The organism is Actinoplanes awajinensis subsp. mycoplanecinus (assembly GCF_001509495.1).
Taxonomy (GTDB): domain Bacteria; phylum Actinomycetota; class Actinomycetes; order Mycobacteriales; family Micromonosporaceae; genus Actinoplanes; species Actinoplanes palleronii.
Window position 1 is genome coordinate 267,246 of sequence record NZ_LLZH01000013.1, and the last position, 23,279, is coordinate 290,524.

The 23,279-nt window shown below is 72.6% G+C and carries 19 protein-coding genes; 2 read left to right on the forward strand and 17 right to left on the reverse strand.

Annotated features, from left to right (window positions below):
• Positions 1-212 precede the first annotated feature (212 nt).
• Positions 213-1,373, forward strand: a complete 1,161-nt coding sequence (locus tag ADL15_RS04610; protein WP_067685312.1) for an epoxide hydrolase family protein — start codon at positions 213-215, stop codon at positions 1,371-1,373.
• Positions 1,374-1,461: 88 nt separating this feature from the next.
• Here the strand turns inward: ADL15_RS04610 and ADL15_RS04615 are convergent, their stop codons facing one another.
• The 15 genes from ADL15_RS04615 to ADL15_RS04685 all read right to left on the reverse strand — a co-directional run bounded on the left by ADL15_RS04615 (position 1,462) and on the right by ADL15_RS04685 (position 20,877).
• Positions 1,462-1,923, reverse strand: coding sequence for a GNAT family N-acetyltransferase (locus ADL15_RS04615; protein ID WP_198170530.1), 462 nt, complete (start codon positions 1,921-1,923; stop codon positions 1,462-1,464).
• 17 nt (positions 1,924-1,940) lie between these two features.
• A complete protein-coding gene (locus ADL15_RS04620) occupies positions 1,941-3,116 on the reverse strand; it encodes a type III PLP-dependent enzyme (RefSeq protein WP_067685314.1) in 1,176 nt (391 codons plus the stop codon).
• 143 nt (positions 3,117-3,259) lie between these two features.
• Positions 3,260-3,769, reverse strand: coding sequence for a copper resistance CopC family protein (locus ADL15_RS04625; RefSeq protein WP_067685315.1), 510 nt, complete (start codon positions 3,767-3,769; stop codon positions 3,260-3,262).
• A complete protein-coding gene (locus ADL15_RS04630) occupies positions 3,769-4,308 on the reverse strand; it encodes a hypothetical protein (RefSeq protein WP_067685316.1) in 540 nt (179 codons plus the stop codon). The genes ADL15_RS04625 and ADL15_RS04630 overlap by 1 nt, the downstream gene beginning before the upstream one ends.
• A 30-nt stretch (positions 4,309-4,338) precedes the next feature.
• Positions 4,339-5,280: a hypothetical protein gene (locus ADL15_RS04635; RefSeq protein WP_067685317.1), complete on the reverse strand. Its 942-nt coding sequence runs from the start codon at positions 5,278-5,280 to the stop codon at positions 4,339-4,341.
• 72 nt (positions 5,281-5,352) lie between these two features.
• Positions 5,353-6,360 carry an enediyne biosynthesis protein gene (locus tag ADL15_RS04640; RefSeq protein ID WP_394326911.1) on the reverse strand — a complete coding sequence of 336 codons (1,008 nt, stop codon included), beginning with the start codon at positions 6,358-6,360 and terminating at the stop codon, positions 5,353-5,355.
• A gap of 32 nt (positions 6,361-6,392) precedes the next feature.
• Entirely contained in the window at positions 6,393-8,399 is a 2,007-nt protein-coding gene (locus ADL15_RS04645) for a CRTAC1 family protein (RefSeq protein ID WP_067685319.1), read from the reverse strand.
• 30 nt (positions 8,400-8,429) lie between these two features.
• Positions 8,430-9,767: a cytochrome P450 gene (locus tag ADL15_RS04650; protein WP_067685320.1), complete on the reverse strand. Its 1,338-nt coding sequence runs from the start codon at positions 9,765-9,767 to the stop codon at positions 8,430-8,432.
• Positions 9,764-10,276: a flavin reductase family protein gene (locus tag ADL15_RS04655; protein WP_067685321.1), complete on the reverse strand. Its 513-nt coding sequence runs from the start codon at positions 10,274-10,276 to the stop codon at positions 9,764-9,766. The genes ADL15_RS04650 and ADL15_RS04655 overlap by 4 nt, the downstream gene beginning before the upstream one ends.
• On the reverse strand, positions 10,273-10,719 hold the full coding sequence (locus ADL15_RS04660) for an acyl-CoA thioesterase (protein ID WP_067685322.1): 447 nt from the start codon (positions 10,717-10,719) through the stop codon (positions 10,273-10,275). The genes ADL15_RS04655 and ADL15_RS04660 overlap by 4 nt, the downstream gene beginning before the upstream one ends.
• 1 nt (position 10,720) lies before the next feature.
• Positions 10,721-16,486, reverse strand: coding sequence for a type I polyketide synthase (locus tag ADL15_RS04665; RefSeq protein WP_067685323.1), 5,766 nt, complete (start codon positions 16,484-16,486; stop codon positions 10,721-10,723).
• The gene (locus tag ADL15_RS04670; RefSeq protein WP_067685324.1) at positions 16,483-17,487 is read right to left on the reverse strand and encodes a DUF1702 family protein; all 1,005 of its coding nucleotides are present in this window, start codon (positions 17,485-17,487) and stop codon (positions 16,483-16,485) included. Before ADL15_RS04670 ends, ADL15_RS04665 begins: the two co-directional genes overlap by 4 nt.
• Positions 17,488-17,579: 92 nt before the next feature.
• Positions 17,580-18,563: a DUF1702 family protein gene (locus ADL15_RS04675; protein ID WP_067685325.1), complete on the reverse strand. Its 984-nt coding sequence runs from the start codon at positions 18,561-18,563 to the stop codon at positions 17,580-17,582.
• A gap of 146 nt (positions 18,564-18,709) precedes the next feature.
• Positions 18,710-19,516 carry a helix-turn-helix domain-containing protein gene (locus ADL15_RS04680; protein WP_067685326.1) on the reverse strand — a complete coding sequence of 269 codons (807 nt, stop codon included), beginning with the start codon at positions 19,514-19,516 and terminating at the stop codon, positions 18,710-18,712.
• A 242-nt stretch (positions 19,517-19,758) separates the two neighbouring features.
• Positions 19,759-20,877, reverse strand: a complete 1,119-nt coding sequence (locus tag ADL15_RS04685; RefSeq protein WP_067685327.1) for a carboxymuconolactone decarboxylase family protein — start codon at positions 20,875-20,877, stop codon at positions 19,759-19,761.
• Between the two features lie 200 nt (positions 20,878-21,077).
• Here ADL15_RS04685 and ADL15_RS04690 point away from each other — a divergent pair, with 200 nt between their 5' ends.
• A complete protein-coding gene (locus ADL15_RS04690) occupies positions 21,078-21,707 on the forward strand; it encodes a MerR family transcriptional regulator (RefSeq protein WP_083970894.1) in 630 nt (209 codons plus the stop codon).
• A gap of 45 nt (positions 21,708-21,752) precedes the next feature.
• On the opposite strand, the gene ADL15_RS04695 is transcribed toward ADL15_RS04690, so the two are convergent.
• On the reverse strand, positions 21,753-22,544 hold the full coding sequence (locus ADL15_RS04695; RefSeq protein ID WP_067685328.1) for a TIGR03084 family metal-binding protein: 792 nt from the start codon (positions 22,542-22,544) through the stop codon (positions 21,753-21,755).
• A gap of 119 nt (positions 22,545-22,663) precedes the next feature.
• Complete coding sequence (locus tag ADL15_RS04700) at positions 22,664-23,086, reverse strand: SgcJ/EcaC family oxidoreductase (RefSeq protein WP_067685329.1); 423 nt, start codon at positions 23,084-23,086, stop codon at positions 22,664-22,666.
• Between the last annotated feature and the right edge of the window lie 193 nt (positions 23,087-23,279).

Here is a 23,279-nt window from a genome sequence, read left to right on the forward strand (position 1 = left end):
CTCCACATGGAGTAATCCTGATAAGGACGTTCCGAGAACGCCGACGGGTTTCATTCTCGGTTGTCCCGCGCCTTTTCTCTTCTTCCAAAGTGCGGTTCCCGGCACCCCCTATCAGCAGGCAAAAGGCCCCTATGGTGCTTTCCGAGCGGCGGGACACATTGCTAGCGTCGATGAATATCTCGACCATTCATCGCGTTTAAAAGGAGCCCGAGATGCGTCCGTTCACCATCGCCGTCCCGCAGGCGGATCTCGACGACCTGCACCGCCGGCTCGCGGACACCCGCTGGCCCAGTGCGCTGCCCGGCGACGGGTGGGAGCGGGGCGTGCCGCTGGACTACCTGAAGGAGTTGGCCGACTACTGGCGCACCGGCTTCGACTGGCGCGCCGTGGAGGCCCGGATCAACCAGTACCCGCAGTTCATCACGGAGATCGACGGAACCGACGTGCACTTCCTGCACGTCCGCTCCCCCGAGCCGGACGCCACACCGCTGATCATGACGCACGGCTGGCCGGGCAGCTTCGCCGAATACCTCGACGTGATCGGCCCGCTGACCGACCCGCGCAGCCACGGCGGCGACCCGTCGCAGGCGTTCCACCTGGTCATCCCGTCGCTGCCGGGCTTCGGCTTCTCCGGGCCGGTCCCGGAGGCCGGCTGGAACGTCGGCCGGATCGCCGCGGCCTGGGGCGAGCTGATGAGCAGCCTCGGCTACGAGCGCTACCTGGTGCACGGCGGCGACCTCGGGGTGTGGACGTCGCTGACGCTCGCTGCGATGCGCCCCGAGCAGGTCGCCGGCGCACACGTCACGTTCCTGCTCACCCCGCCGTCCGGCGACCCGGCCGAGCTGGCCGCCCTCGACGCTCAGGACCTCGGCCGGCTGCAGCAGATGGTCGACTTCATGCAGACCAAGGGCGCCTACATGCACGTGCAGGGCACCCGGCCGCAGACCCTGGCGTACGGTCTCACCGACTCGCCGGTCGGCCAGCTGGCCTGGATCACCGAGAAGTTCTTCGAGTGGACCGACGCGGAGAAGTCCCCGGAGGACGTGGTGACCCGCGACCAGCTGCTCACCAACATCGCGATCTACTGGCTGACCGGCAGCGCGGGCACCTCCGCGAACCTCTACTACGAGATGGCCGACCTGCTGCCGATCGCGCCGACCCCGCCGCCGGCCGCACCGCCGCACCCGGTGCCGCTGGGCGTCGCGGTCTACGCCCACGACGCGAGCCTGGCCATTCGCAAGCTGGCCGAGCCGAATTTCCCGAACATCGTGCAGTGGAGCGAATTCGACAAGGGCGGCCACTTCTCCGCCCTGGAGCAGCCGGAATTGTTCGTCGGCGACCTGCGCTCGTTCGCCGCGAAACTGTCCGCCTGAAACCCGAGGACCGCGGCCGGCCCGGATCGTCGGGCCGCCCGCGGTTTCCCCATTTATTTTTTGGTACGCAGGGTGAGCCCCGCGCCGCTCACATCCGCCGGGTCAGGTACCGGGCGTCCGCGCCGTAGCCGGCCGGCGGGATCACATCGTCCCGGTCCCGGAACCCCTGGGCTCGCCAGAACGCACCGGCGCCGGCGAGCGCGACGAGCGACACCGACCGGTAGCCCCGCCCGGCCGCCTCGCTCAGCAGGTGCCGCACCAGCCGCGCGCCCAGCCCGGCGCGCCGGTGCCCCGGGGCGATCGCCAGGTCGTGCAGGTGCAGGTTCACCGAGTCGTGCACGGTGTCCTCGGCGCGGGTCAGGTCCGGGCTGCACCGCTCCGGATACGGCAACGCCAGCAGATACCCGGCGATCCGGCCGCCCGTGGCCAGCACATAGGAGGTGGCCGGGTCCATCCGGGTCCGCAGCACCGCCGGGTCCTCGGACAGCCCCTTGCCGGCATAGGTGCTCGCCTCGATCGCGACGATGCCCGGCCAATCCCTTTCGGTCACGTGCCGTACCTCGGGGGTCATCGCAGCGCCACGTCGACCGGCTGCCGGTCGTGCACGGCCCGGTACGGCAACGGCGCGAACCCGTTGAAGCCCACCGACCGGTAGCTGACCGAGTACGCCCCGGTCGCGAGGATCCACACCGGGTCACCGGAGCGCAGCCCGGCCGGGACCGGCATCGGGTGCCCGGCGTCGTACGCGTCGTCGCTGTCGCAGGTCGGCCCGGCGATCACCGCGGGCACCGTCGGGGCGCCGCGGTGGGTGGGGAACTCCAGGCGGTACTGCAGCTGGTCCATCTCGTACAGTCCGTTGAATTTGCCGCAGCTCAGGTAGAGCCAGCGTGCGCGTCCACGGGTGGTCAGCCGGACCACGTGGGCGCGGATCGCGCCGTGGTCGGCGACCAGGTGCCGGCCGGGTTCCAGGATGACGTCCAGCGGGGTGCCGGCCGTGCGGCGCAGCCGTCCGATGCCGTCGCGCAGCTCGGCCAGGATCGCGTCGAGCGGCGGGTGCAGCGGCAGACCGCGCCGGTCGAGGTAGCCGAGGGCGGGCAGCCCGCCGCCGAGGTTGACGTGGTCGAGCCGGATGCCGCGCCGGCGCAGCCGGGTGATCGCGTGCACCAGGTCGTCGGCGGCGGCCCGCCAGGCGGTGGTGCTCATCTGCTGCGAGCCGACGTGCAGCGACAGCCCGGCCGGGGTGAGCCCGCAGGCCCGGGCGGTGGCCAGCACGGTCACCGCTTCCGGCACCGAGCAGCCGTTCTTGCCCTGCAGCCCCCAGAGCGCGCCGGCCCCGGTGGTCACGATCCGGCAGAACACCCGGGCGCCGGGCGCGTGCGCGGCGATCGCCCGCACATCCGCCACGCTGTCGGTGGCGAAGTCCCGGATGCCCAGCCGGTAGGCGGCAGCGATGTCCGCGTCCGACTTCACCACGTTGCCATAGTGGATCAGCCGGGGCGGAGTGCCGGTGCGCAGCGCCTGCCGGATCTCACCGGGGCTCGCCGTGTCGAACCCGGCCCCGGCCACGGCCAGCGTGTCGAGCACCTCGTCAACCGGGCAGGCCTTGACCGCGAACCGCACCGCGACCCCGGGCAGCTCCCGCGTCAGACGTCGCTGGCTCTCCCCGATCCCACCGAGGTCAAAAATGATCCGGTCCTCGGTAGCCGCACCCAGCGCACCACGCAGCGTGCCAGAAATCTGCATATCAAGCCCTCATCGTCGTGCCGGGCCGTGGGCCGGGCTGCGGGTCACCGGCTGGCTCCCAGGGGTGTGTCAAAGCGGTCGAGACACCCCTGCACGCCAGCCGGGAACCGTGCCCAACGCAGGGCGGCAGGGTGGGCTGCGGGTCAGGTGGCGGGGACGGGGCGGGGGCGTAGGAGGAGCGCGGCGACGGTGAGCACGACGAGCAGGTTGATCGCCAGCAGGATGCCGCTGAGCGGGTCGATGCCGTGCTCGTGCTCGTGGCCGGGGAGCGCCGCCAGTGCGTCGTCGTCCGCCACCGCATCGCCACCGCCGGACCGGATCACGCCGCTGACCTGCTCGCCCCGGGTGCCGATCACGTGGTAGGCGACCGTGTAGCCGCCGGCGCCGACCGACTGCACCGGGACGCTCAGCACGTGGCCGGGGCCGGCGGTGACCGGACCGGCCTCGAGCTGCCGGCCCTCCGCGGTGGCCACCGCGATGTGCGACAGCGCCGGGTCGGCGTCCGCCGAGAACGTCAGCCGGACCTCGGCGGGCCCGACCGGCGAGCTCGACACCAGCGCCAGCGGCGCCGGGCGGTCGGTGCCCGCCAGCCAGAGGCCCAGCGGGGCCAGGATCAGCAGGACGAGCACCACCCACCGGCCACGCGCGGACATCAGGCGACCGCGACGGCCGGGCGCGACTCCACCGCGACGCAGTCGCACGGCGCGTCCTCGAGCTCGCGCCGGTTCGGCCGCAGATGCAGGTACATCCCGATGATCATGGGGATGAACACGATGGAGTTGTAGAACAGGTGCAGCTCGACCCGGGGGTAGAGCACCTGCAGCAGGCTGGTGGGCACCGGCTTGCCGAAGAAGTTGTGGCCGGTCTGCGCCTGCCACAGCAGCAGGAAGTGTTCGATGTGGTGCCAGAACTGGATCGCCAGGGCGACCGTCCACCAGGTCCGGGCCCGGCCGGTGAACGCCGGGCGCAGCAGGAACAGCCCGGCCAGCATCACGGCCGCGTAGCCGTAGTGCATCCACTCGGACTTGACCAGCCACGGATAGAACTGCCCGAGCACGCCGCGCGCTTGCGGCCGCGCCCACCCCAAGACCCAGATTTGGTACGCCTGGACCAGGTGCTCAGCCCAGTGGGCGAGCGTCACCACCAGGAAGACGTTGAGAGCGACCCGATGGCCGGTGCGGTTGAGAGACATGGCGCGGTCCTTCCGGAGGTCCGAGGTGGGTCAGCTGTTGTAGGGCATGGTCGGGAACCAGCCGTAACCGAACATCGAGGGCAGCCGCACGTCCCAATAGACGACCGTGAAGACGCCGAGGGCCAGCAGCAGCACCCCGGTGAACACGGCCGAGCGGCGCGGGTCGCGGGCGAACCAGTTGAGGAACCGGCCCCGGGTGGCGAGCACCAGCACCGTGAACAGCACGGCCAGGACCACGATGTTGCCGAGCGACTGCAGGACGAACGCGACGGCGCCGTTGATCGGGTTGCCGGTCTCGACGGCCCAGTGGAAGAGCTTGTTGAACAGCGGGTACGGCCGGCCGATCAGGAACCCGCCGATCAGCGCGCCGAGGGCGACGACCCGGCCGACCGGGTGGCGGCGGAACACGTCGGGCAGCACGCCCAGCGCGGCCAGCCCGAGATACGCCAGGGCCAGGCCGATGATGCCGAAGACCACCGAGGCCTGGATCAGCCGGACCGGCACGCCGCCGGCCGTGGCGGTGGACAGCTGCGGCAGGTGGTCGCCGAGCAGGACGCCGACGAAGCCGTACACCGCGGAGACCCCGACCATGCCGGCGGCCAGCCAGCCGACCGGGCGGACCGCGCCGCGCAGGGCCTGACCGACGGTGGCCGAGCCGGCCCCGGCCTGGCTCATCGGGCCGATCGCGGCGGCCATCGCGATGTTGCAGGCGGTGAACGTGCCGGCCAGCCCGGAGACGAACGCGAACACCAGCCCGGCGACGGTGCCGGCGATCGCGGTGTGCTTGGCGTCGCGGTCCAGGATGGTGTTGGCGACGTTGTCACCGATGACCGAGTCGACGAACTCGTAGGACCAGAGCACGGCGAGCAGCAGGCCGGCGACGACCGCGCCGACGACCGCGACGGTGCGGCGGGGACTCGGCCGGGACTCGGCCCGGTCGATAGCAGGGGTACGGATCAACTGTTGGGTCATGGCGGCGCTCCTCAACAAAAGGAAGGGGAAGAAGCCGGGGAGGCGCGGGGGCGCCACGCCTCCCCGGGGGAATCAGCCGGCTACCGGAAGGGCCGCGGCCACCGGCACCAGGCCACGCTGGCGACGGCGGTCGAGCAGCCACCGGCCCCACCAGAACAGGCCGCGGGCGGCGCAGACGAGCGTCACGGCGAAGAACATCGTGTAGACGACGTTGAACACCATCAGCACGCCGTAGACCATGGCCACGCTCGAGCCGAACATGAACTGCATGCGCGGCCGGGACGGCGTGGTGCCCGGGTCGGTGATCATGTAGTTGGTGAACAGCACGAACGCCACGCCGGTGATCGGCACGAGCGTCGACCAGATCGCGACGTCCCAGATGAAGTGCCGCAGCAGCGCCTGGATGACGAACCCGCCGACCCAGCCGACGATCAGCGGGATCTTCTTGGTGAGCATCGCGTTGAGCACGGTGCCGGCGGTGAGGATGATGAACGGCACCATCATGCTGATCACGTCGGGGACGTTCTCGGTGAAGTGGTACGGCGGCGCGATGTTGACCCAGCCGAACGCAAGCAGGGTGACCGTGATCCCGAAGTTCGACGGGTTCATGAAGTGCCGCATCCGGCCCGCGATCGGCGCCTGGAACACCGCCTTCTGCCCGACCGCGACGAGCACGGCGAACAGGATCGGCCAGAACTTGTCGTTCGCGTAGAGCAGCATGTTCGCCGCGAGCGTGGTGATGTGGGTGGGCAGCAGGAACGTGTAGACACCCCAGGCGCCGTTGCCGCGGAACGCCGGGCGCCGCTTGTGCGCGGCCGCGGCGACCAGCTCGATGGTGATCTCGGCGGTGTAGCCGACCGCCAGGGCCAGGAACGGCCACAGCCACGGCTGTTCGAAGCCCAGGACGGTGTACCCGAGGATGTTGAAGATCGACATGGAGATGGCGAAGTTGCGCAGGGCCAGGTAGCGCGGGTCGCGCTTGTCGATGCGCGGCGGGGTGGCGCCCTGGCCGGCCGCCGTGGCGGGCTTCGGCTCGATCGGGGTTCCGGCGTTGTCGGTCAGGGTCGGGCCGGTCGGCATGCTGGTGCGGGCCTGGGGGTCGCGGACGTCGGTCATCGGTTCGTCACCTCCGTGGCGCGGTCGGTCAGCACGAGGTCGTGCCAGCCCTTCGCGAGGTCGAGTTGCTGGGTGTGCTGGCTGCCGTCGGTGGCCCGCCAGCTGATCTGGGCGGCGACCGGCCGGTCGCCGGCCGCACCGAGGCCGAAGTAGACGTCGAAGCTGCGCTTGCCGGAGTGCCCGCCGCCGCCGTCGACCTGCGACAACTGGATCCGGCCGTCGGCCGTGGTGATCCGGACCTGGGCGCCGTAGGCGGGGCTGCCGGGCACCGTGGCCGTGCCGGGCACCGTCGACGGGCGGAACAGCCGCAGTCCGAGGAAGTTGCCGTCGGCGGGCCGCGCGTTGCGGTAGTAGGCGGGCGCGCCCCACTGCCGGGCCACCGCGAAGTCCTGTGCGCCGTCGCGGTCGGCGTCGGCGACCGCGACCCCGCGGGTCGGGATCTCGGCGGCGAGGCCGAGCTGCGGGCTCAGGTCGACGTAGCGCTCGTTGCCGTCCTCCTTGGCCCAGAAGGCCATGTGGTCGGAGCCGGAGATGTCGTCACCGGGCTTGGCGTTCGGCCACATCTGCGGTTCCTGCAGCATCAGGTCGTTGCTCATGGCCAGTTCCTGCAGCCAGTTGAACCGGTTGATGGTGCCCTTGACGAAGCCGGCGGTCTGCACGATGGCCATCTGGCCGCTGTTGTCGAAATCGGCCATCTTGGCGTCCCAGCCCCAGCCGGTCCAGGCCAGGTTCTTGTCGCCGGCGACGTTGCGGAACGGCGCCACGCCCTTGTCCAGCAGCCGGTGCGCGTCGGCCGCGTCGGTGGCGGTGTTCTGCCAGACGTGGTTGCTCTCCTCCAGGCCCCACGACTCGGTGATGTTGCTGACGAACAGGTCGAACCGGCCGTCGTGGTCGAGGTCGCCGAACTCGGCGGCCATCCCCTTGAACGAGTCGTGGCCCATCACCAGCGACTTCGGGGTGGTCGCGTCGCGTTTGCCCTCGGCGAGCTTGAAGCAGATCGTGCCGGGGGTGGAGACGTTGTGGAAGAAGCGGTCGTTGCCGAAGTCGTTGGCCAGGTAGAGCTCCGGCAGCAGGTCACCGTCGAGGTCGGCGGTGGTCGCGCCGAGCGTCCAGCCGCTGGACACCGCCGGGGCGATGGCCGGCTGCTCCTCGTACGTCACCGACGGCTCGGATCCGCCGGTGGCGGAGACGAAGCGCAGGATGTGCGCGCCGCCGGCGTTGCGAGCGTGCGACATCGAGTGGTTCATCGACACGTTCGGCGCGCCGTTCGGGTCCAGGACCGCGGTCTCCGGGAAGTAGTTGAAGATCCCGACGTCGACGTGGCCGTCCCCGTCGAAGTCGGCGACCGCGACCGCGTTGGTGTTCCACAGCGGACCCCGGTAGCGCCCGTCGGCCGGCTTGGCCTGCGGCACCAGCTCGGTGGGGGTGAAGGTCGCCGCGCTCAGCCCGGTGGCCTCGGGGCGGTGCAGGAACACCACCGGGGTACGACCCCAGTAGTAGACCAGCGCGTCCATCCGCCCGTCGGCGTTGAAGTCGCCGGGGGTGCAGCCCATCGGCGCGATGGCCGGGCCGCTCGGCAGCGGGGCGGGGGTCAGCACGAACGGGGCGTACGTGCCGGTCTGCGGCGCCGGGGTGACGATCACGCTGTCGCTGCGCGGGTCCACCAGGCACAGGTCGTCGGAGGCGCCGTCACCGTCGAGGTCGTTCACGGCGACGGCGGCGCCGACCGACGAGATCCACGAGCGGATGTGCTCGTACTTGGGGTTGACGGTGCGGACGGTGTGCTCGGGCAGGCCTGGCGGCATCGCGATGGCCAGCTCGGTGAACTTGAACCGCTGGGCCATCTCGGTGCGGGTCGCGGCCGAGGCCGACGGAAGCCGGGCCACCAGGTACGCGGCGACCACGAGAACCAGGACGAACAGCGCCGGCAGGGCTCGGCGTAGACGGTTGACGTCATTGGGCGGCAACGACTTCCCCTTATCTCGAAAGCAGTGACAGGGCATCTCGACAGCAGTGACAGTGGGTGGTGCTGGTCAGCCGGCTTCGGTGACGGTCATCGGCAGGCCACCGCGCACCCGCAGCGACAACATCGGCTCGGGCACCACGGCCCGGCCGGGCGGGCTCTCCAGCCGCAGATCGCGGACCAGGGTGGCGAGCACGAACGCGGCCTCCATCAGGCCCAGGTGGTTGCCGACGCAGAACCGGGGCCCGGCGCCGAACGGGATGTAGGCGTACCGGGGCCGGTCGCTCGCCCGGGACCGGTCGAACCGCTCCGGGTCGAAGCGGTCCGGCTCCGGCCAGAACTCCGGGTGCCGGTGCAGCGTGTACGGGCAGATCAGCACGTCCGAGCCGGCCGGCACCCGGTAGCCGCCGACCACGTCGGCTTCCAGCGACTTGCGCGGCAGGATCCACACCGGCGGGAAGAGCCGCATGGCCTCCTCCAGCACCATCGAGGTGTAGGTGAGCCGGTGCAGGTCCTCGAAGACCGGCGCCCGGTCACCGAGCACCTCGACGGCCTCCTGGCGCAGCCGTTCGCGGACCTCGGGGTGCTTGTCGATCAGGTGCAACGTCCAGCTCAGCGTGCTGGCCGTGGTCTCGTGCCCGGCCAGCAGCAGCGTGACCAGCTCGTCGCGCAGCCGCTGCCGGCCCACCTCCGGGTCGGCCTCGGCGGAAGTGGAGACGATCAGCCGGGACAGCACGTCGTCGCCGCCGGTGCTGCCCCGCTCGGCGACCAGCCGGTCGACGGTGCGCTGCAGGTTGGTGCGGGCCCGGCGGAACCGCAGCTGGCGGGGCAACGGCACCCAGTGCGGGACCGCGCCGAGCGTCTCCAACTCGAACATGGCCTGGTCCTGCACCGCGGCGAAGTCGTCGCCGACGGTGTCGAAGCGGGTCAGGTCCGCGTCGAGCAGGGTCCGGCCGAGCACACCGAGGGTGAGCCCGGTCAGCTCCTGCAGCATGTCGACCGGTGCGCCGCCGGCGTGCTGACGCAGCCGGGCGACAAGTTTCGTGGCCTCCTCGGCGACGATGCCGGCCTGCGCGGCGATCCGCCGGCTCTGGAACGCCGGCTGGGTCACCTTGCGCTGCTTGCGCCACAGGTCACCCTCGCTGGTGAGCAGACCGTCGCCGAGCGCGCGGCGGGCGTGCACCAGGCCGATGCCCTTGTGGTAGTTCCCGGCGTTGTCGGCCAGCACGTGCTTGGCGTGGTCCGGGTGGTTGAAGTAGTAGAGCTGTTTCGGGCCGACCGGCAGGCGTGCCGCGTCGCCGTAGCGGGCGGCCGCATCGGTCATCATGCCGAGCCGGTCACGGCCCATCACCATCAGCATGAGCAGGGCCGCGGTGCGCGGCGGCCCGGGCGGGACCAGGCCGCTCATGCCGCCACCTCGCTGCGGTGCGCCGCGGAGATCCGGCCCCGGTGGAACAGCAGCGCCTCGTCCTCGGCGCCGCTGCCCATGCCGAGCAGCCGGCCCAGGAAGATGGTGTGGTCGCCGCCGTCGTAGGAGCGCCACAGCCCGCACTCGAAGTGCGCCAGCGCCCCGGTGATCAGTGGCGCGCCGGTGTGCTCACCGGCCTGCCAGTCGACCGGGCCGAACTGTTCGCCGCCGAGCGGGCGCCGCCGGTCGGCGAAGTACCGGGCGAGCGGCGCGTGCCCGGCGGCCAGCACCGAGACGCCGAAGCGTCCGGCGGAGCGCAACGCCTCGTGCATCACCGCGTTGTGCTCGATGCAGACCAGCAGCAGCGGGGGGTCGAGCGAGACCGCGGTGAACGAGTTCGCGGTCATCCCGTGCGGCGTCGGGCCGCCGACGGTCACCACCGTGACACCGGTGGCGAACGTGCCGAACGCCTGGCGCAGCGCCAGCGCGTCGAACGGCGGGGTGTTCATCGGGCGCCCCGCCCGGCCAGCACGTACGGCTCGAGCGCGGCGGCCAGGGCGTCCGGCACCCGGGCGGGCACCGTGCGGGTGTTCGGCCCGCGCATGCAGGCGATCCGCTGGCTGCCCCGGGCGATCAGGGTCTCGCCGCCGCCCGGGTCGAGGCGGACGTAGTCGAAGCCGAACTCGATCTGCGTCTGCCCCAGCTCGACCAGCCGCATCCGGATGGACAGCTCGCTGAACGCGGTGATCTCGGCGTAGAACTCGCAGTCCACCTTCAGCGTGAACAGCTTCAGGTCGTCCTGCAGCTCGGCGACGATCTCGGGTGCGTGGTTCTTGAGGAACATCTCCCGGCAGCGGCCCTGCCAGCGCAGGTAGTTGACGTAGTAGACGTTCCCGACGATGTTCGTCTCCTCGAACCCGACGGTGTGCGGGTACTCGTAGTACTCGTCCATCTCACTCCCCCATCTCGGCCAGTACGGCGACCACGACCGGCGCAGCGATGTCCCGGACGGCCGTGGCGAACGTCGCCACCCGCAGGTCGCCGGCGCGCAGCAGCACCCAGCGATCACGGGTCGCGGGCAGTACGGTCAGCGGCCCGTCCAGCGACCGCCCGGCCTTGCGCAGCGACTCCAGCGCGGTCCACACCCGGGTCGCCGCCTGGTCGAGGCTCTCCCCGGTCGCGGCGGCCACCTGGCGGGCCAGCTCGGCGTGCTGACCCAGCAGCCCGGCCCAGTCGCCGGCGTCCCGTGCGGTCACGACCTCCAGGTCGCAGCCGAGGGCTCCGGTGCTCGCCGTGACGACGGTCAGCCCGGCCGCGTGCGCCGCGGAGACCACACCGTCGTCGACCTCGGGACGCCCGTCGGCCCGGTAGCGCAGCTCGACCGGCCGCCGGAACGTCCGGGTCGCGGCGAGCCGGGTGGCCGCCCGTCGCGGCAGGTCACCGTCCGGCACCACGGTGACCGCCACCGCCTTGCCGAGCAGGTCGTCGGCGGCCCGGGTCAGGTACGGCCCGAGCAGCGCGGGCACCCACGGTCCGGCCGGGTCCTGCTTGCGGACCGCCCGCAGCCGCAGGCCCTCCCAGCGTTCGAGCACCTCGCCGGCGTCCGAGCGCAACGCCACGTCGTAGACGTACAGGTCGCCGTCGCGGGAGCGTTCGGTGGCGCAGTAGCGCAGGCCCTGCGCGGCGGTGAGCTTCTCCCCGCCCGGGTAGATCCGGTCCACGCCGACCGGCAGCAGGGTCGCGTCGGGCACGCAGACCTGGTTGCCGTGCATCAGCGCGTCCCGCACGCCGGGGTCGCCGAGCAGCAGGTGGTCCGGCACGTACGAGGCGAACCACTGCACCGCCGGGTCCGCGGCCACCTCGGCGTCGACGTAGCGGGCCGCGGCGCTGTGGTAGCGGCGCAACCGCTGGAACCGGCCGCCCTGGAACAGCAGCCCGGAGTAGAGGTCCTCGGCGGGCACCAGTTCCACCGGCGGCACCTCCGCGGGCACCTGCTCCGGAGCGCCCTGGGGCACCTCGGACGCGCCGAGCCGCAGCCGGGCGGTGAAGTGGTCGGCGGCGTACCCGGTCTCGGCGCTGCGGATCGCCACCTCGACCGTGTCGTCGGCGGTGACCACCGCGGCGACCCGGATCGTGGTGCGCCCGGTCGGCGTCACGATGATCGGCCGCAGGAACTCGGCCTGTTCGATCACCGGCAGCGTCTCCACCCCGGTGGTGGCCGCGGCGACCTGGGCCATCGCCTCCATCCCGAAGACCGCGGGCAGCAGCAGGTTGCCGTCCAGGTCGTGGTCGGCCAGGTAGAGGTCGGTGCCGGCGTTCAGCTCGACCTCGCAGACCAGTTCCACGCCGTGGTAGCGCACCAGCGGCCGCTCGACGAAGCGCGACAGCGGCAGCGGGGGCAGCGGCCGGCGTACCGTGCCGATCCCCTCGGTCCGTCCGCTGATCACCACGACGTCCGGTGACTGCGGGTCGGCCAGCACCCGGCGCAGGATCGCGACGCCCTGGTCCGGGGTGATCGGGGTGACGCCGTCGCGGGTCAGCGACTCGACGACGGCCAGACGTTCGCCCATCCCGACGCCGGACCAGACCGACCATTCCAGGCAGACGCTGCGGCACTGCGGGTGCCGCCGGCCGACCTCGGTGGTCAGGTCGGCCAGCCACTCGTTGGCGGTGGCGTAGTGCGCCTCGCCGCGCAGGCCGGCCCGGCCGATGATGCTGCCCAGCGACACCAGCAGCCGCAGCGTGGCCGGGTCGACCACGTCGAGCACCGTCCGCAGGCCGTCGACCTTCGGGGCGAAGGTGCGCCGGAACGCGTCGCGGTCCAGGGTGGCCAGGCTCGCGGGCTCGTTGCGCCCGGCGCCGTGCAGGACCGCGGTGATCGGGCCGAGTGCGGCGGTGAACCGGTCGACGGCCTGGCGGACCTGATCGGTGTCGGTCACGTCGGCGCGCTCGTAGTGGCACCGGACCCCGGCCGCGGCGATCCGCTCGAGGTTCGCGGCCAGCTCCGGGTCGCTTCCCGGGTCGGAGCGTCCGAGCAGGGCCAGCGCGGCGCCGGTGTCACCGGCGAGAGCCAGCGCGCACTCCGCGGTGATGCCCTTGCCGCCGCCGGTGACCAGCAGCACGTCGGCGTCGCCCAGCGGCGCCTCGGTCACCGCCGGGCTGACCGGCATCGGCCGCAGCGTCGGTACCCGCCGGGTGCCGTCCGCGTCGTAGTGCGCCTCGGCGAACGACGTGGTCGCGGCCACCTCGGCCACCACCTGCGCGAGGTCCGGCGCGCCGGTCGGCAGGTGGATCACGGTGACCCGCAGGTGCGGGGCCTCCAGCCGCAGCGTCTTGGCCAGCCCGGCCGCGCCGCGACCGTGCTGCACCAGCACGAACCGGGTCTGCGGTGCCGCGGTCAGCGCCTCCTGCGCGCCGGCCAGCGCCAGCGCCAGGTCGTCCTCGCCGCACTGTTCCGGCAGCACGACCAGCACTCCGGCACCGATCTGCGCCGCTTGCAGGCCGCGGCGCAATTCCTCCGCGTACGAGTGGGCCTCCGGCGCGTGCACGCTCCACACGCCGGCCTCCTCCCCCGCGGGCCGGGTGCCGAGCGGCACCACGTCCAGGTCGAGGCGGAACGGCCGGGCCCAGGCCGCGGCACCGGCCACCACCGGCGTGCGGACCGCGTCGGCGTCGGTCGACGTGGACCGCAGCTGGTCGAGGGCCTCGGCGAGTTCCGCCACCCGCGCGGTGGCGAAGTTCGTCGGCACCTGCGACGGGTTCAGCCGCAGCGCGGCGGCGGCCGCGTTGACCACCTGGCCGACCGTGATCGAGCTCAGGTGCAGATCGTCGAGGAACAGGCTGTCGCCGCGGACCAGCTCGATCGGCAGTTCGACCCGTTCGGCGGCGAGCCGGCGCAGCAGATCGAGTGTCGACTCCTCGCCGTCCACGGTGGCCGGCGAGCCGGGCTCCGCGGCGGTGCCGGTGCCGGCCGGTTCGGCGCGCCGCTCGGCGACCGAGACCACCGGGGCCTGCTCGCAGGGGCTGCCGAAGAAGCTGAACGTCACGTCCAGCGGCAGGTCACGCACCAGGCGGCCGCGGAACAGCGCCGGGTCCAGGGTGGCGGCCCCGATCACGTAGGCGGCGCCGGCCGCGCGCAGCAGCCCGGTCAGCGACTCCGCGTCGGTGTCGACGGCCAGCGCCGGCACGTCGGTGAGCTGCCCGGCCAGCGAGCTCAGCACCCGGCCCGGGCCCACCTCGATGAGCAGGTCGACCTGGGCGGCGGCCTGGGTGACCGCCTGCTGGAACAGCACCGGGTCGGTGATCTGCCGGTGCAGCAGCCCGGCCAGGTCGGCGTCCGGCGCGAGCGGCGCGCCGGTCACCGTCGACACGACGGTACGGCGGACCGGTCCGAGCCGCTCGCCGGCCAGCGCGGCGACGAAGGTGTCCGCGGCCGGGGCGACCAGCGGGGAGTGGAACGCGTGCGAGACGTTCAGCGGCCGGGCCACCAGGCCCCGTTCGCCGGCCCGCCGGCAGACCTCCTGCACGTCGTCGACGCTGCCGGCGACCACGGTCTGCTCGCCGCTGTTGTAGGCGGCGATCACCACCGGCAGCCCGGCCAGCAGCTCCGTGACGACCGGCGCGGACGCGCCGACGCCGGCCATCGTGCCGGACGCGCTGTGCTGGGCCATGGTGCGCCCGCGCAGCGCGGCGACCCGCAGCAGCGCCTGCTCGTCGAGCGCGCCGGCCCAGTGCAGCGCGGCGATCTCGCCGAGGCTGTGCCCGACCGCGACGGACGCGGTCACACCCAGGTCGTCGAGGACCCGCAGCGCCGCCACCGAGCCGGTCACGATCCGCGGCTGGGCCACCTCGGTGGCGACCAGGTCACCGCCGGTGGGCAGGTTCGCGGCGGTGTAGACGGCGTCGGCCTCGGTGAAGCGCCGGCGCAGCGCTCCCCCGCTGACGCCGGAGCCGGAGCCCTGGCCGGGGAAGAGGTAGCCGATCCGGGCCGGGCCGGTGACCCGGTTCAGCAGGATCCGGCTGTCGGCCGACAGGCGCCGCGTCTCGCCGGCCGCGACCGCGTCGCGCAGCGTGCGCAGCTGCTGCTCGGCGTCGGCCGGCGAACCGGTGACCACGCCGGCGCGCAGCGGGCGGTCCTGCAGCTCGCCGTGCAGGGTCGCGGCCAGGTCGCCGAGCTGCCCGTAGGCGAGGGTGGGTACCAGGGTGAGCAGCTGGTCGATCCGGGCGAGCAGTTCGTCGGCCGTACCGCCGTCGATCAGCAGCAGCTCGGCGTCCTGCACCGAGCCGGCCAGCACGCCGGTGCGCGCGTCGAGGGTGCCCCGGCCGCGCGGCTGGGAGTTCTCCAGCACCAGGTGGGTGTTGATGCCGCCGAAGCCCATCGCGGTGACGCCGGCGCGCAGCGGGGTGTCCCGCGGCCACGCCTCGGCCTTGCGCAGCACCCGCAGCGCCGGATCATTCCCGGTCAGCAGCTCGTGCGGGTCGACCGAGCCGATGCTCGGCGGCAGCACCTCGTGGTGCAGCGCCAGCACCGCTTTGATCATGCCGGCCACGCCGGCCGCCGCCTTGGTGTGCCCGATCATGCCCTTGATCGAGCCGATCGCGGCCGGTGCCGCCGAGGGTCCGGCCGCCTTGCGGGCCGCCGACAGCGCGCCCAGCTCGGTGGCGTCGCCGACCTTGGTCCCGGTCCCGTGGCCTTCGAACAGGCCGACGGTCTCCAGGCCGAAACCCGCTCTTTCGTACGCCCGGCGCAGGGCCAGCTGGTAGCCGCTGATCTCGGGGCGGGTCATGCCGCCCTTGCCGTCGGAGCTGATCCCCCAGCCGGCGACCGACGCGTAGACCCGGTGGCCGGCCGCGAGCGCCTCGTCCTCGCGCATCAGCACGACCATGCCGCAGCCCTCGCCGGGCCAGAAGCCGTTGGAGAGCCGGTCGTAGACGCGCATCTCGCCGGTGGCCAGCGCGCCGGTCTTGGCGAACCCGATGATCTCGAACGGGTCGATGGACAGGTCGACGCCTCCGGCGATCGCCACGTCGGCGTCCCCGTCGAGCAGCGCCTTGCAGGCCGTGGCGACCGACAGCAGCGACGAGGAGCAGGCCCCGTCGACCGTGTAACCGCCGCCGTTGAGGTCGAAGAAGTTGCAGATCCGGCCGGCGATGGTGTTCGACAGGCCGCCGGCCAGGGTGTCCTCGTCGACGGCCGGGAACGGGTGCTTGAAGGTGACCTCGAGGTCGGCCAGGAAGCCGGCCAGCTGCTCGTCCTCCCAGCCCTCCGCCTTGAGCGCGGCGGCGACGGTACGGCGGACGTACGGCCAGCGCAGCCGGATCTGGCTGGCCCGGGAGAACTCACCGGTCAGGGTGTTGCCGACGACCACCGCGGTGCGTTCGCGCGGCAGCCCCTCGCCGAGCGGGAACCCGGCGTCGGCCAGGGCGTGCGCCGCGATGTCCAGCGCCAGCCAGTGCGTCAGGTCGGTCGAGCGGTACGTGCTGCCGGCCACCTTGTAGGCGAGCCGGTCGAACTCGTAGCCCTCGATCACGGCGGCGTTGCGGGCGTAGAACTTGTCCGGCGCGGACGGGTCCGCGCTCCAGTAGTCGTCGAGGCTCATCCGGGTGTCCGGCAGGCGGCGGAACGCCCGGCGACCGGCGACCGCGTTCTCCCACAACTCCCGGGTCGTGGTGGCGTCCGGATAGCGGCAGGCCATCCCCACGACGGCGATCCTGGTCATGCCGTCCCCCGGGAAAGGTCGCGGTCCGGCTCCGGCAGGACCGAGGTGGTCAGGTAGGTGTGCTTGATGCGCTGGCGCCATTGCTCGTAGGCCGGTTCGTGGCCGTGGTGGTCCAGGCCGGCCAGCGCGTCGTCGTTGACCTGGGCGGCCTCGGCCGTCGTGCGCCCGCAGAAGACCTCGGTGGCCACCTCGTTGTGCGGCACGACCAGGCCGGCGCGCACCCGGGCGCCGGCCGCGAACGAGGCGCCCTGTGCCAGGTCGGCGGCGTACTCGCCGACGGCGGTCCGCAGCCAGCGCAGCTCGGCGGCGTCGGCGCCACCGGCGTACGTCGCCGCCAGGCCGGTGCCGGCGTAGAGGTCGGCGCGCCGGTGCTCGGGGAACCGCTGCACCATGGCGTGCAGCCGGCGGGCGTCGGTGCCGGCGACGAACCACATCGCCCGGCCGACACCCTGGTCGATGGCCCGGGCGGCGTAGCGGCGGTAGTCGTCGTCCGGCCACGGCGAGCGCTCCGAGCGGAACTGGCCGGTCACGTACTTCTCGGTCTTGAAGTAGGCCTGGTGGAACCCGTAGCCGTCGAGCACCAGCCAGCGCAGCAGCGGGTCCGGCGCGTGCAGCGTGGACCAGCGCACCCGGGGCAGCCGGGCCATCGCCCAGCCGACACCGACGTACGCCATGTAGACGTGCCGGTCACCCTCACCGGCGAGGAACCGCTGCATGTGCTTGCCACCGAGCGGCAGGCCGTCGCGCACCGCGAACGCCATGGCGGCGCCCTCGTACGCGAAGCCCCGGAACTCGGGGGTGATCTGGTCCAGCCGGGGCTCGGCCTCGGCGGGCCGGCGTGCCTCGGCAGCCAGCGCGTACCCCTGCAGGAAGGATTTCCCGACAGTTTCCAAACGGTCCTTCGCCGCGGTGCTCTTCACGTGGAAACCACGCACGGCCATGCTGGTCTGCGAGACATTGGGGGTCAGAATTCGACGACGGATTCCTGCGACGATTCCCATTTTCCTTTTCCTATCGACGTAGGTTGATCAATTTTCACCGGCACGGTTGCCCGTCGTCATCTTCCGAATTGCGCGCAGCGGTGGTACCGCGGTCAGACCGCCACATTCTGTGCCGTTATCAGCGCCCGGATTCCGGCGCGCCAGCCCTCGTAGTCGGCCGGGACCGCGCCCGGGTCGGCGTCGGTGACGCTGTCGGAGAGCCGGACCGCGTCCGCGGCGGAGAGCCCGGCGAACGCGGTGGTGCCGAGCTCGGTCTGCGGCGGGGTGAAACCGGCGAACGCGCGGGCCTTGGCCGCGAAGACCGCGCCCTGCGCCAGGTGCGGCCGGTGCTCGCCGGCCAGCCGGCTCAGGGTGGCCAGCGACGCCGCGTCCGCGCCACCGGCGAACGTGGCCGCCAGGCCCACCCCGCTCCACAGATCCGCCTGCCGGTCGGCGGCGAACCGGCCGACCGCCGCGCCGACGGCGTCCACGCCGCCACCGTTGATGAACCACAGCGCCCGGCCGATGCCCTGGTCGACGGCGCGCGGGAAGTAGTCGGGCCGGCCCTGCCACGGGTACGGCTGCGGGACCCGCTGCTGGTCGACGTAGCGGGCGGTGTGGAAGTAGGCCAGGTCGAAGCCGTAGCCGTCGACGGCCAGCCAGCTCATCGTCGGGTAGTACGGCGTGCCGGTCAGGTCCGGCAGCACCCACTTCCAGGTGGTCCGCGGCAGCCGGGCCATCGCGAAACCGACACCGATGTACGTGAGGAACGTGTGCGGCACGCCCGGACCGGAGAGCAGGTCACGGGAGCGGTGTCCGCGCCCACCGGCCATCACGTCGCGGATGGTGCAGGCCATCGCGGCGCCCTCGTAGGCGAAGCCGCGCATCTCCGGCTCGACGAGCTCGAGGCGGCGCTCCAGCTCCCACTGCTGCGCGACCTCGATCCCCCACTCGAATCCGCAGACGACCGCCTGCGGGATGGCCTCCAGGCGCTGGGTCGCGGCGGTCGCGGTGACCGGGAACCCACGGGAGGCGAACGTCACTGATCGCAGCGCGGGGGCCAGAGCCTTGCGCCGCAGGGTACCCATCGTTGACATGGTCTGCCGTCCTTCACCGCCCGGGCCGGCGCACTCGCACCGCGCCCAGGGCTCGTCGCGGTACGCCCCGGCGTACCGATGGATGGTCTTGTTCTTGATGCGCGGGCCGTGACATACCGGCGGCAACCGGCATGCCACGGCCGTGATCAGGCGGCGGCCTGCTCGGCCCAGCCGGCGCTCACCGGCTGCAGCACGTCCATCGCCTGCTTGCGCGCGTCGAGCAGGGCCAGCAGCACCGGCGGGTCCAGGGCGCGCACCGGGCGCAGCACGAGGTCGGCGGAGAGGATCGAGTCGGGCTGGACGGTGAACGGCCCGTAGGAGGCCACCGCGACCGGACGGTCCGCGCGGTCCGCGCCGTCGGCGGTCCAGGTGGCGGCGTCGGTCGACACCGACTGCGCGAGCAGGTACCACTGGCCCTGCGGCACCGCGTCGAAGCGCACCGGACCGGGCTCGTGCAGCACCGCGCAGCGCACCGGGCGGCCCTCCGGGATCGGCTCGGCGAACATCCCGATGAAGATCACCGCGTGGTCGTCCGGCTCCTCCAGGCTCACGTGGCAGGAGACCCGGCTGCTGGCCGGCCAGGTGGAACGGCGCTCGCCGCCCGCCTGGATGGCCGGCGCGTAGCCGTCGTGGCGGCGGTAGGTGGTCGGCGACATCCCGACGCTGCGGCTGAACCGCGAGCTGAACGTGCCGACGCTGTTGTAGCCGACCTCCACGCTGATGTCCGCGACGTTCATCGAGGTCGAGACGAGCAGGTCCTTGGCACGCTGCAGGCGCATCGCGGACAGGAAGCGGGCCGGCGAGACACCGGTGACCCGCTGGAAGATACGGGTGAAATGGAATTTGCTGAACAGTGCGGCACGGGCCAGATCGTCGACCGTCAACTGCTCCCCCAGGCGCATCTGCATGGCTTCGATGGCCCGTAGGACCGCCCGCTCAGAATCGTCTTGCATGACACCTCCCAATGGTGCCGCTCATCGCGTCACCGCAGCAGCTGCCGGACCGCGGTCGTCACTGATCCGGGGTTCGACAGAGGAATGGCCGGGAACGCATTTCGGAAAGTATTCCGTCAATGTATTCCGCGTGATCATTCGGCCACGGAAAGATTATCGAACCCCGATACGGGCCAACCACCCCTAGATATTCGGCGCACCCCGCACCGCAATCGTGAAGTAGGAACGGATACCGTCACTATTCACTTCGGATAGTCGCCGTATCCGATTCCGGCCGCGCCGCCGGCCCGCGCATCGCCACATCCCCGCATCCCCGCATCGCCGCTGAGCAGGCGGCCGGCGTTCCGGGCAGCGGCCATCGCGGCCCACGCGGTGAGCCGCACCAGCGCGTCGTCGCCGTGGCCGCTCGCGCGCACCGCCGCGATGTCGCCGTCGCTCACCCGGTAGGACGCGAACGCCACCAGCAGCGCCAGCCGGGCCGCGGGGCGCTCGCCCGGCGGTAGGGGTGCCACCGCCTCGGCCAGCCAGGGTTCCGCGCTCAGGCCGGGGCCCGGCTCGGCCGGATCCGCCAGCCGGGCGAGTACCAGCTCGCGGACGGCGACCGGCAGCACCGCGGCGCCGGCCTCGTCGATCGCCGCGGCGGCACGGGCCAGCGCGTCGGCGATCGGGGCGCACGACGCGGCCCAGCTCAGATCGGCCGGCAGCGGGCGGGCCGGCAGCGCGGTCACCGCCTGCCCGGGCGGCACGACGGCACGGGCGAAGCGACCGAAGACCCGCGCGGCCACCCGCCGGCCGAGCGGGCGGGCCGCGACCGGCATCGCTTCCAGGGCGGACTCGCCGAGGAAGACGTTCACCATCCGGTTGAGGTAGTGGAACGTGACAGCGACGCCGAGGACCGCGGCCGCCTGATCGGCGGGGACCGGGATCGGTACGGGGGTGACCCTGGACGCGCCGTCGCGCGCCCACCGGGCCAGCGCCCGCACCGCGGGGTCGCGCACCTCGTCGACGCGACCGGCGGCCAGGTGCCGGGCGTCCGCGCCGGGCCGGGTGCCGGTCAGCGTCGCGCCGTGCACCTCGACGCAGTAGGGGCAGGTGTTGGCGAGCGAGACGGCGGCCGCGACGGTCTCCTTCGTGGACCGGCCGGCCGGGTCGCCGGCCAGCAGCGTCTCGCGCAGCATCAGCCAGACCGCGTCGAGGACCTCGGGAGCGGCGGCGTGCAGCGCCACGGGCGGCGCGGCCATGCCGAACTCGGTCTCCATCTGGTGCCAGACCGCGGTTGTCCGGGCCGGGCGCACCGGGCTCAGGTGGCGGATCTGACGGAGCACGACACGGCGCGCACCGCGCGCGAACAAGGACGTCACGGGGTCCCCTTTCCTCGCCCTCCATGCTTCGGGCGGGCGGCGGCGCGGCGCATCTTCGGGTGTGCCCGGACCTGTCGCGTCCAGGTAGGACAGCACGAATCTGGTGCTGGCACGGGCCTGGAGAGCGCTCTATTGCGAGACCCATCGAGATCTTCTAATCTCACAGGCGGCGGAGGACGAGCGCCCCCACGACGGGAAGCATGATGCGGATATCCGACCTGAGCCGGCAGTCCGGCGTACCCGTCGCCACGATCAAGTTCTATCTGCGCGAGCAGCTGCTCCCACCCGGCGAGCCGACCGGGCGCAACCAGGCCGTCTACGACGACCGGCACCTGCGCCGGCTGCAGCTGATCAAGGTGTTCACCACGCTCGGCCGGCTCGACCTGACCTCGGTGCGCCGGCTGCTCACCGCGATCGCCGACGCGGACGTGCCGGTCACCGGGCTCTACGCGGCCCTGCACCAGGTCCAGGCCACGTCCGGGGAACCGACACCGGACGAGGCGCCCGCGGTGGCGGCCGCCCGCCAGGACGTGGACCGGTTGATCGCCTCGGCCGGCTGGCAGGTGCCGGCGGACGCGGCCACCCGCGACCAGCTGGCGACCGTGCTGGCCGCGATGCGGCGGTTGCACTGCGACGCCAGCCTGTCGTTCTTCGACGACTACGTCACGGCGGCCGACCAGCTGGCCCGCAAGCAGGTGGGCCGGCTGCCGGCGGTCGAGGTGGAACGGGCCGAGGCGCTGGCCCGCGGGTTGCTGCTGGAGGAGGCGTTCACCGCGATCCACCGGCTGGCGGTGGAGCACCACGCCGGGCAGCGCTTCCCGTCGGCCTGACCCGCCGGCGCTCTGTGAACGGCGCCGGCGGCTCGGCCGGGCCCATTAGGCGAATTGGCCGGGCTCGCGTCCGGGGCCGGCCGGGCCACGGTAGGCCTGAGCGATTTCCCGCCACTGCTCGGCCGGGGCGCCTTCCGCCCGTACCCCTACATCGGTGTGATGGCGGCGGCGAGTGACCAACAAGCAGAAGTCTTCGGCGGACCCGGTGATGCGGGCGGCCGCGTCGGCCGGGCCGAATTCCCACAGCGCGCCCGACGGCGCGGTGATCTCGAAGCGGAACGGTTCCGCGGGCGGCGTCAGCCCGCGGGCCAGATACCCGAAGTCCCAGGTCCGCACGGCGAAGGTGACCAGGTGGCGGAGCCGGTCGGTGTGCGTGCGGCGGATGCCCAGCGCGTCGGCGATGTCCTGGCCGTGCCCGAACAGCTCCATCATCCCGGCCGCCGCGAGGACCGCGGCCGGGATCGGCCGGACCAGCCACGGCACCAGCTGGTCCGGCGGCAGCGCGCCGAGCGCCTTGCCCGCCGTGTCCCGCTCGGCCCGCCAGCGCGCGAGCAACACTTCCGGCGGGTCGTTGACGAACTGGCCCAGCGCCCGCGCGACGTTCGCGTCGAAATCCGGCGAGAGCGTGCCGGCCAGAGCGGTGAACGCGTCCGGGTCGGCGGCGGCCAGCCCGGCCATCCGGAACGTCGCCGCGAGGTGCGCGATCTGATGGGCGACGGTCCAGCCCGGCGCCGGGGTGGGTGTGGTCCAGCCGGCGGGTGCCAGATCGGCCACCATCCGGTCGACCTCGTCGCCGAACGCGGCCAGGTCGCTCGTCACTGTCGCTGTGTCAGTCACCGGTCTGCCCTCTTCTCCGTTGTCGTCATCTGCTGTTCGAGGCTGGTCCGTTCGGGGCTGGTCCTCAGGGGTGCCTCAGGACTCTTGAGGCACCCCTGAGGACCAGCCGGGGGTAGCGCTCAGGCGGGGTCGCGCGGGCAGTTCTGGTAGACCGCGAGGACCCAGCGGTCGTCGCGCTTGACCAGGGTCCACGAGGCGCGGATCGCGTTGCTCGCGTCCAGCTGGTCCTGGCCGGGCGCCAGCACGCCGCCCACGGTGATCAGGGCGACCGCGCCCGGGCCCAGCGGTTTGAGCGCGATCGGCTGACCGGTGACCGTGGTCCCCCGGTAGACGCCCTGGTAGGCGGCCGCCATGAAGTCACGGATCTCGGCCCGGCCGGTGCGGTACACCCCCGGCAGGATCAGCGTGCCGTCCTCGGCGAACAGGTCGGCGAACGCGTCGGCGTCGTGCGCGGCCCAGGCCCGCACCATCCGCGCCGGGATCGCGGCGATCTCCGCTTGCTGCTGTGCGGCAGCCTCGGCCGCCTCGGTGGTGATGGTCATCGTCGTCCCGCTTTCACTCAGCGGTCGCGGGTTTCCCGGCGACCGGGCGATCGACGTCCATCGTGACCGCGGGCACCCGGCCGGTGCGTCTCCCAACGTGCGGCGGCCACCGGGGCGCAACCGGGAAGATGCGCCGCGCACGGCCGCGGACCGACGATGAGGCTCTACCTGCATACCGGACGAAAGGGGCACT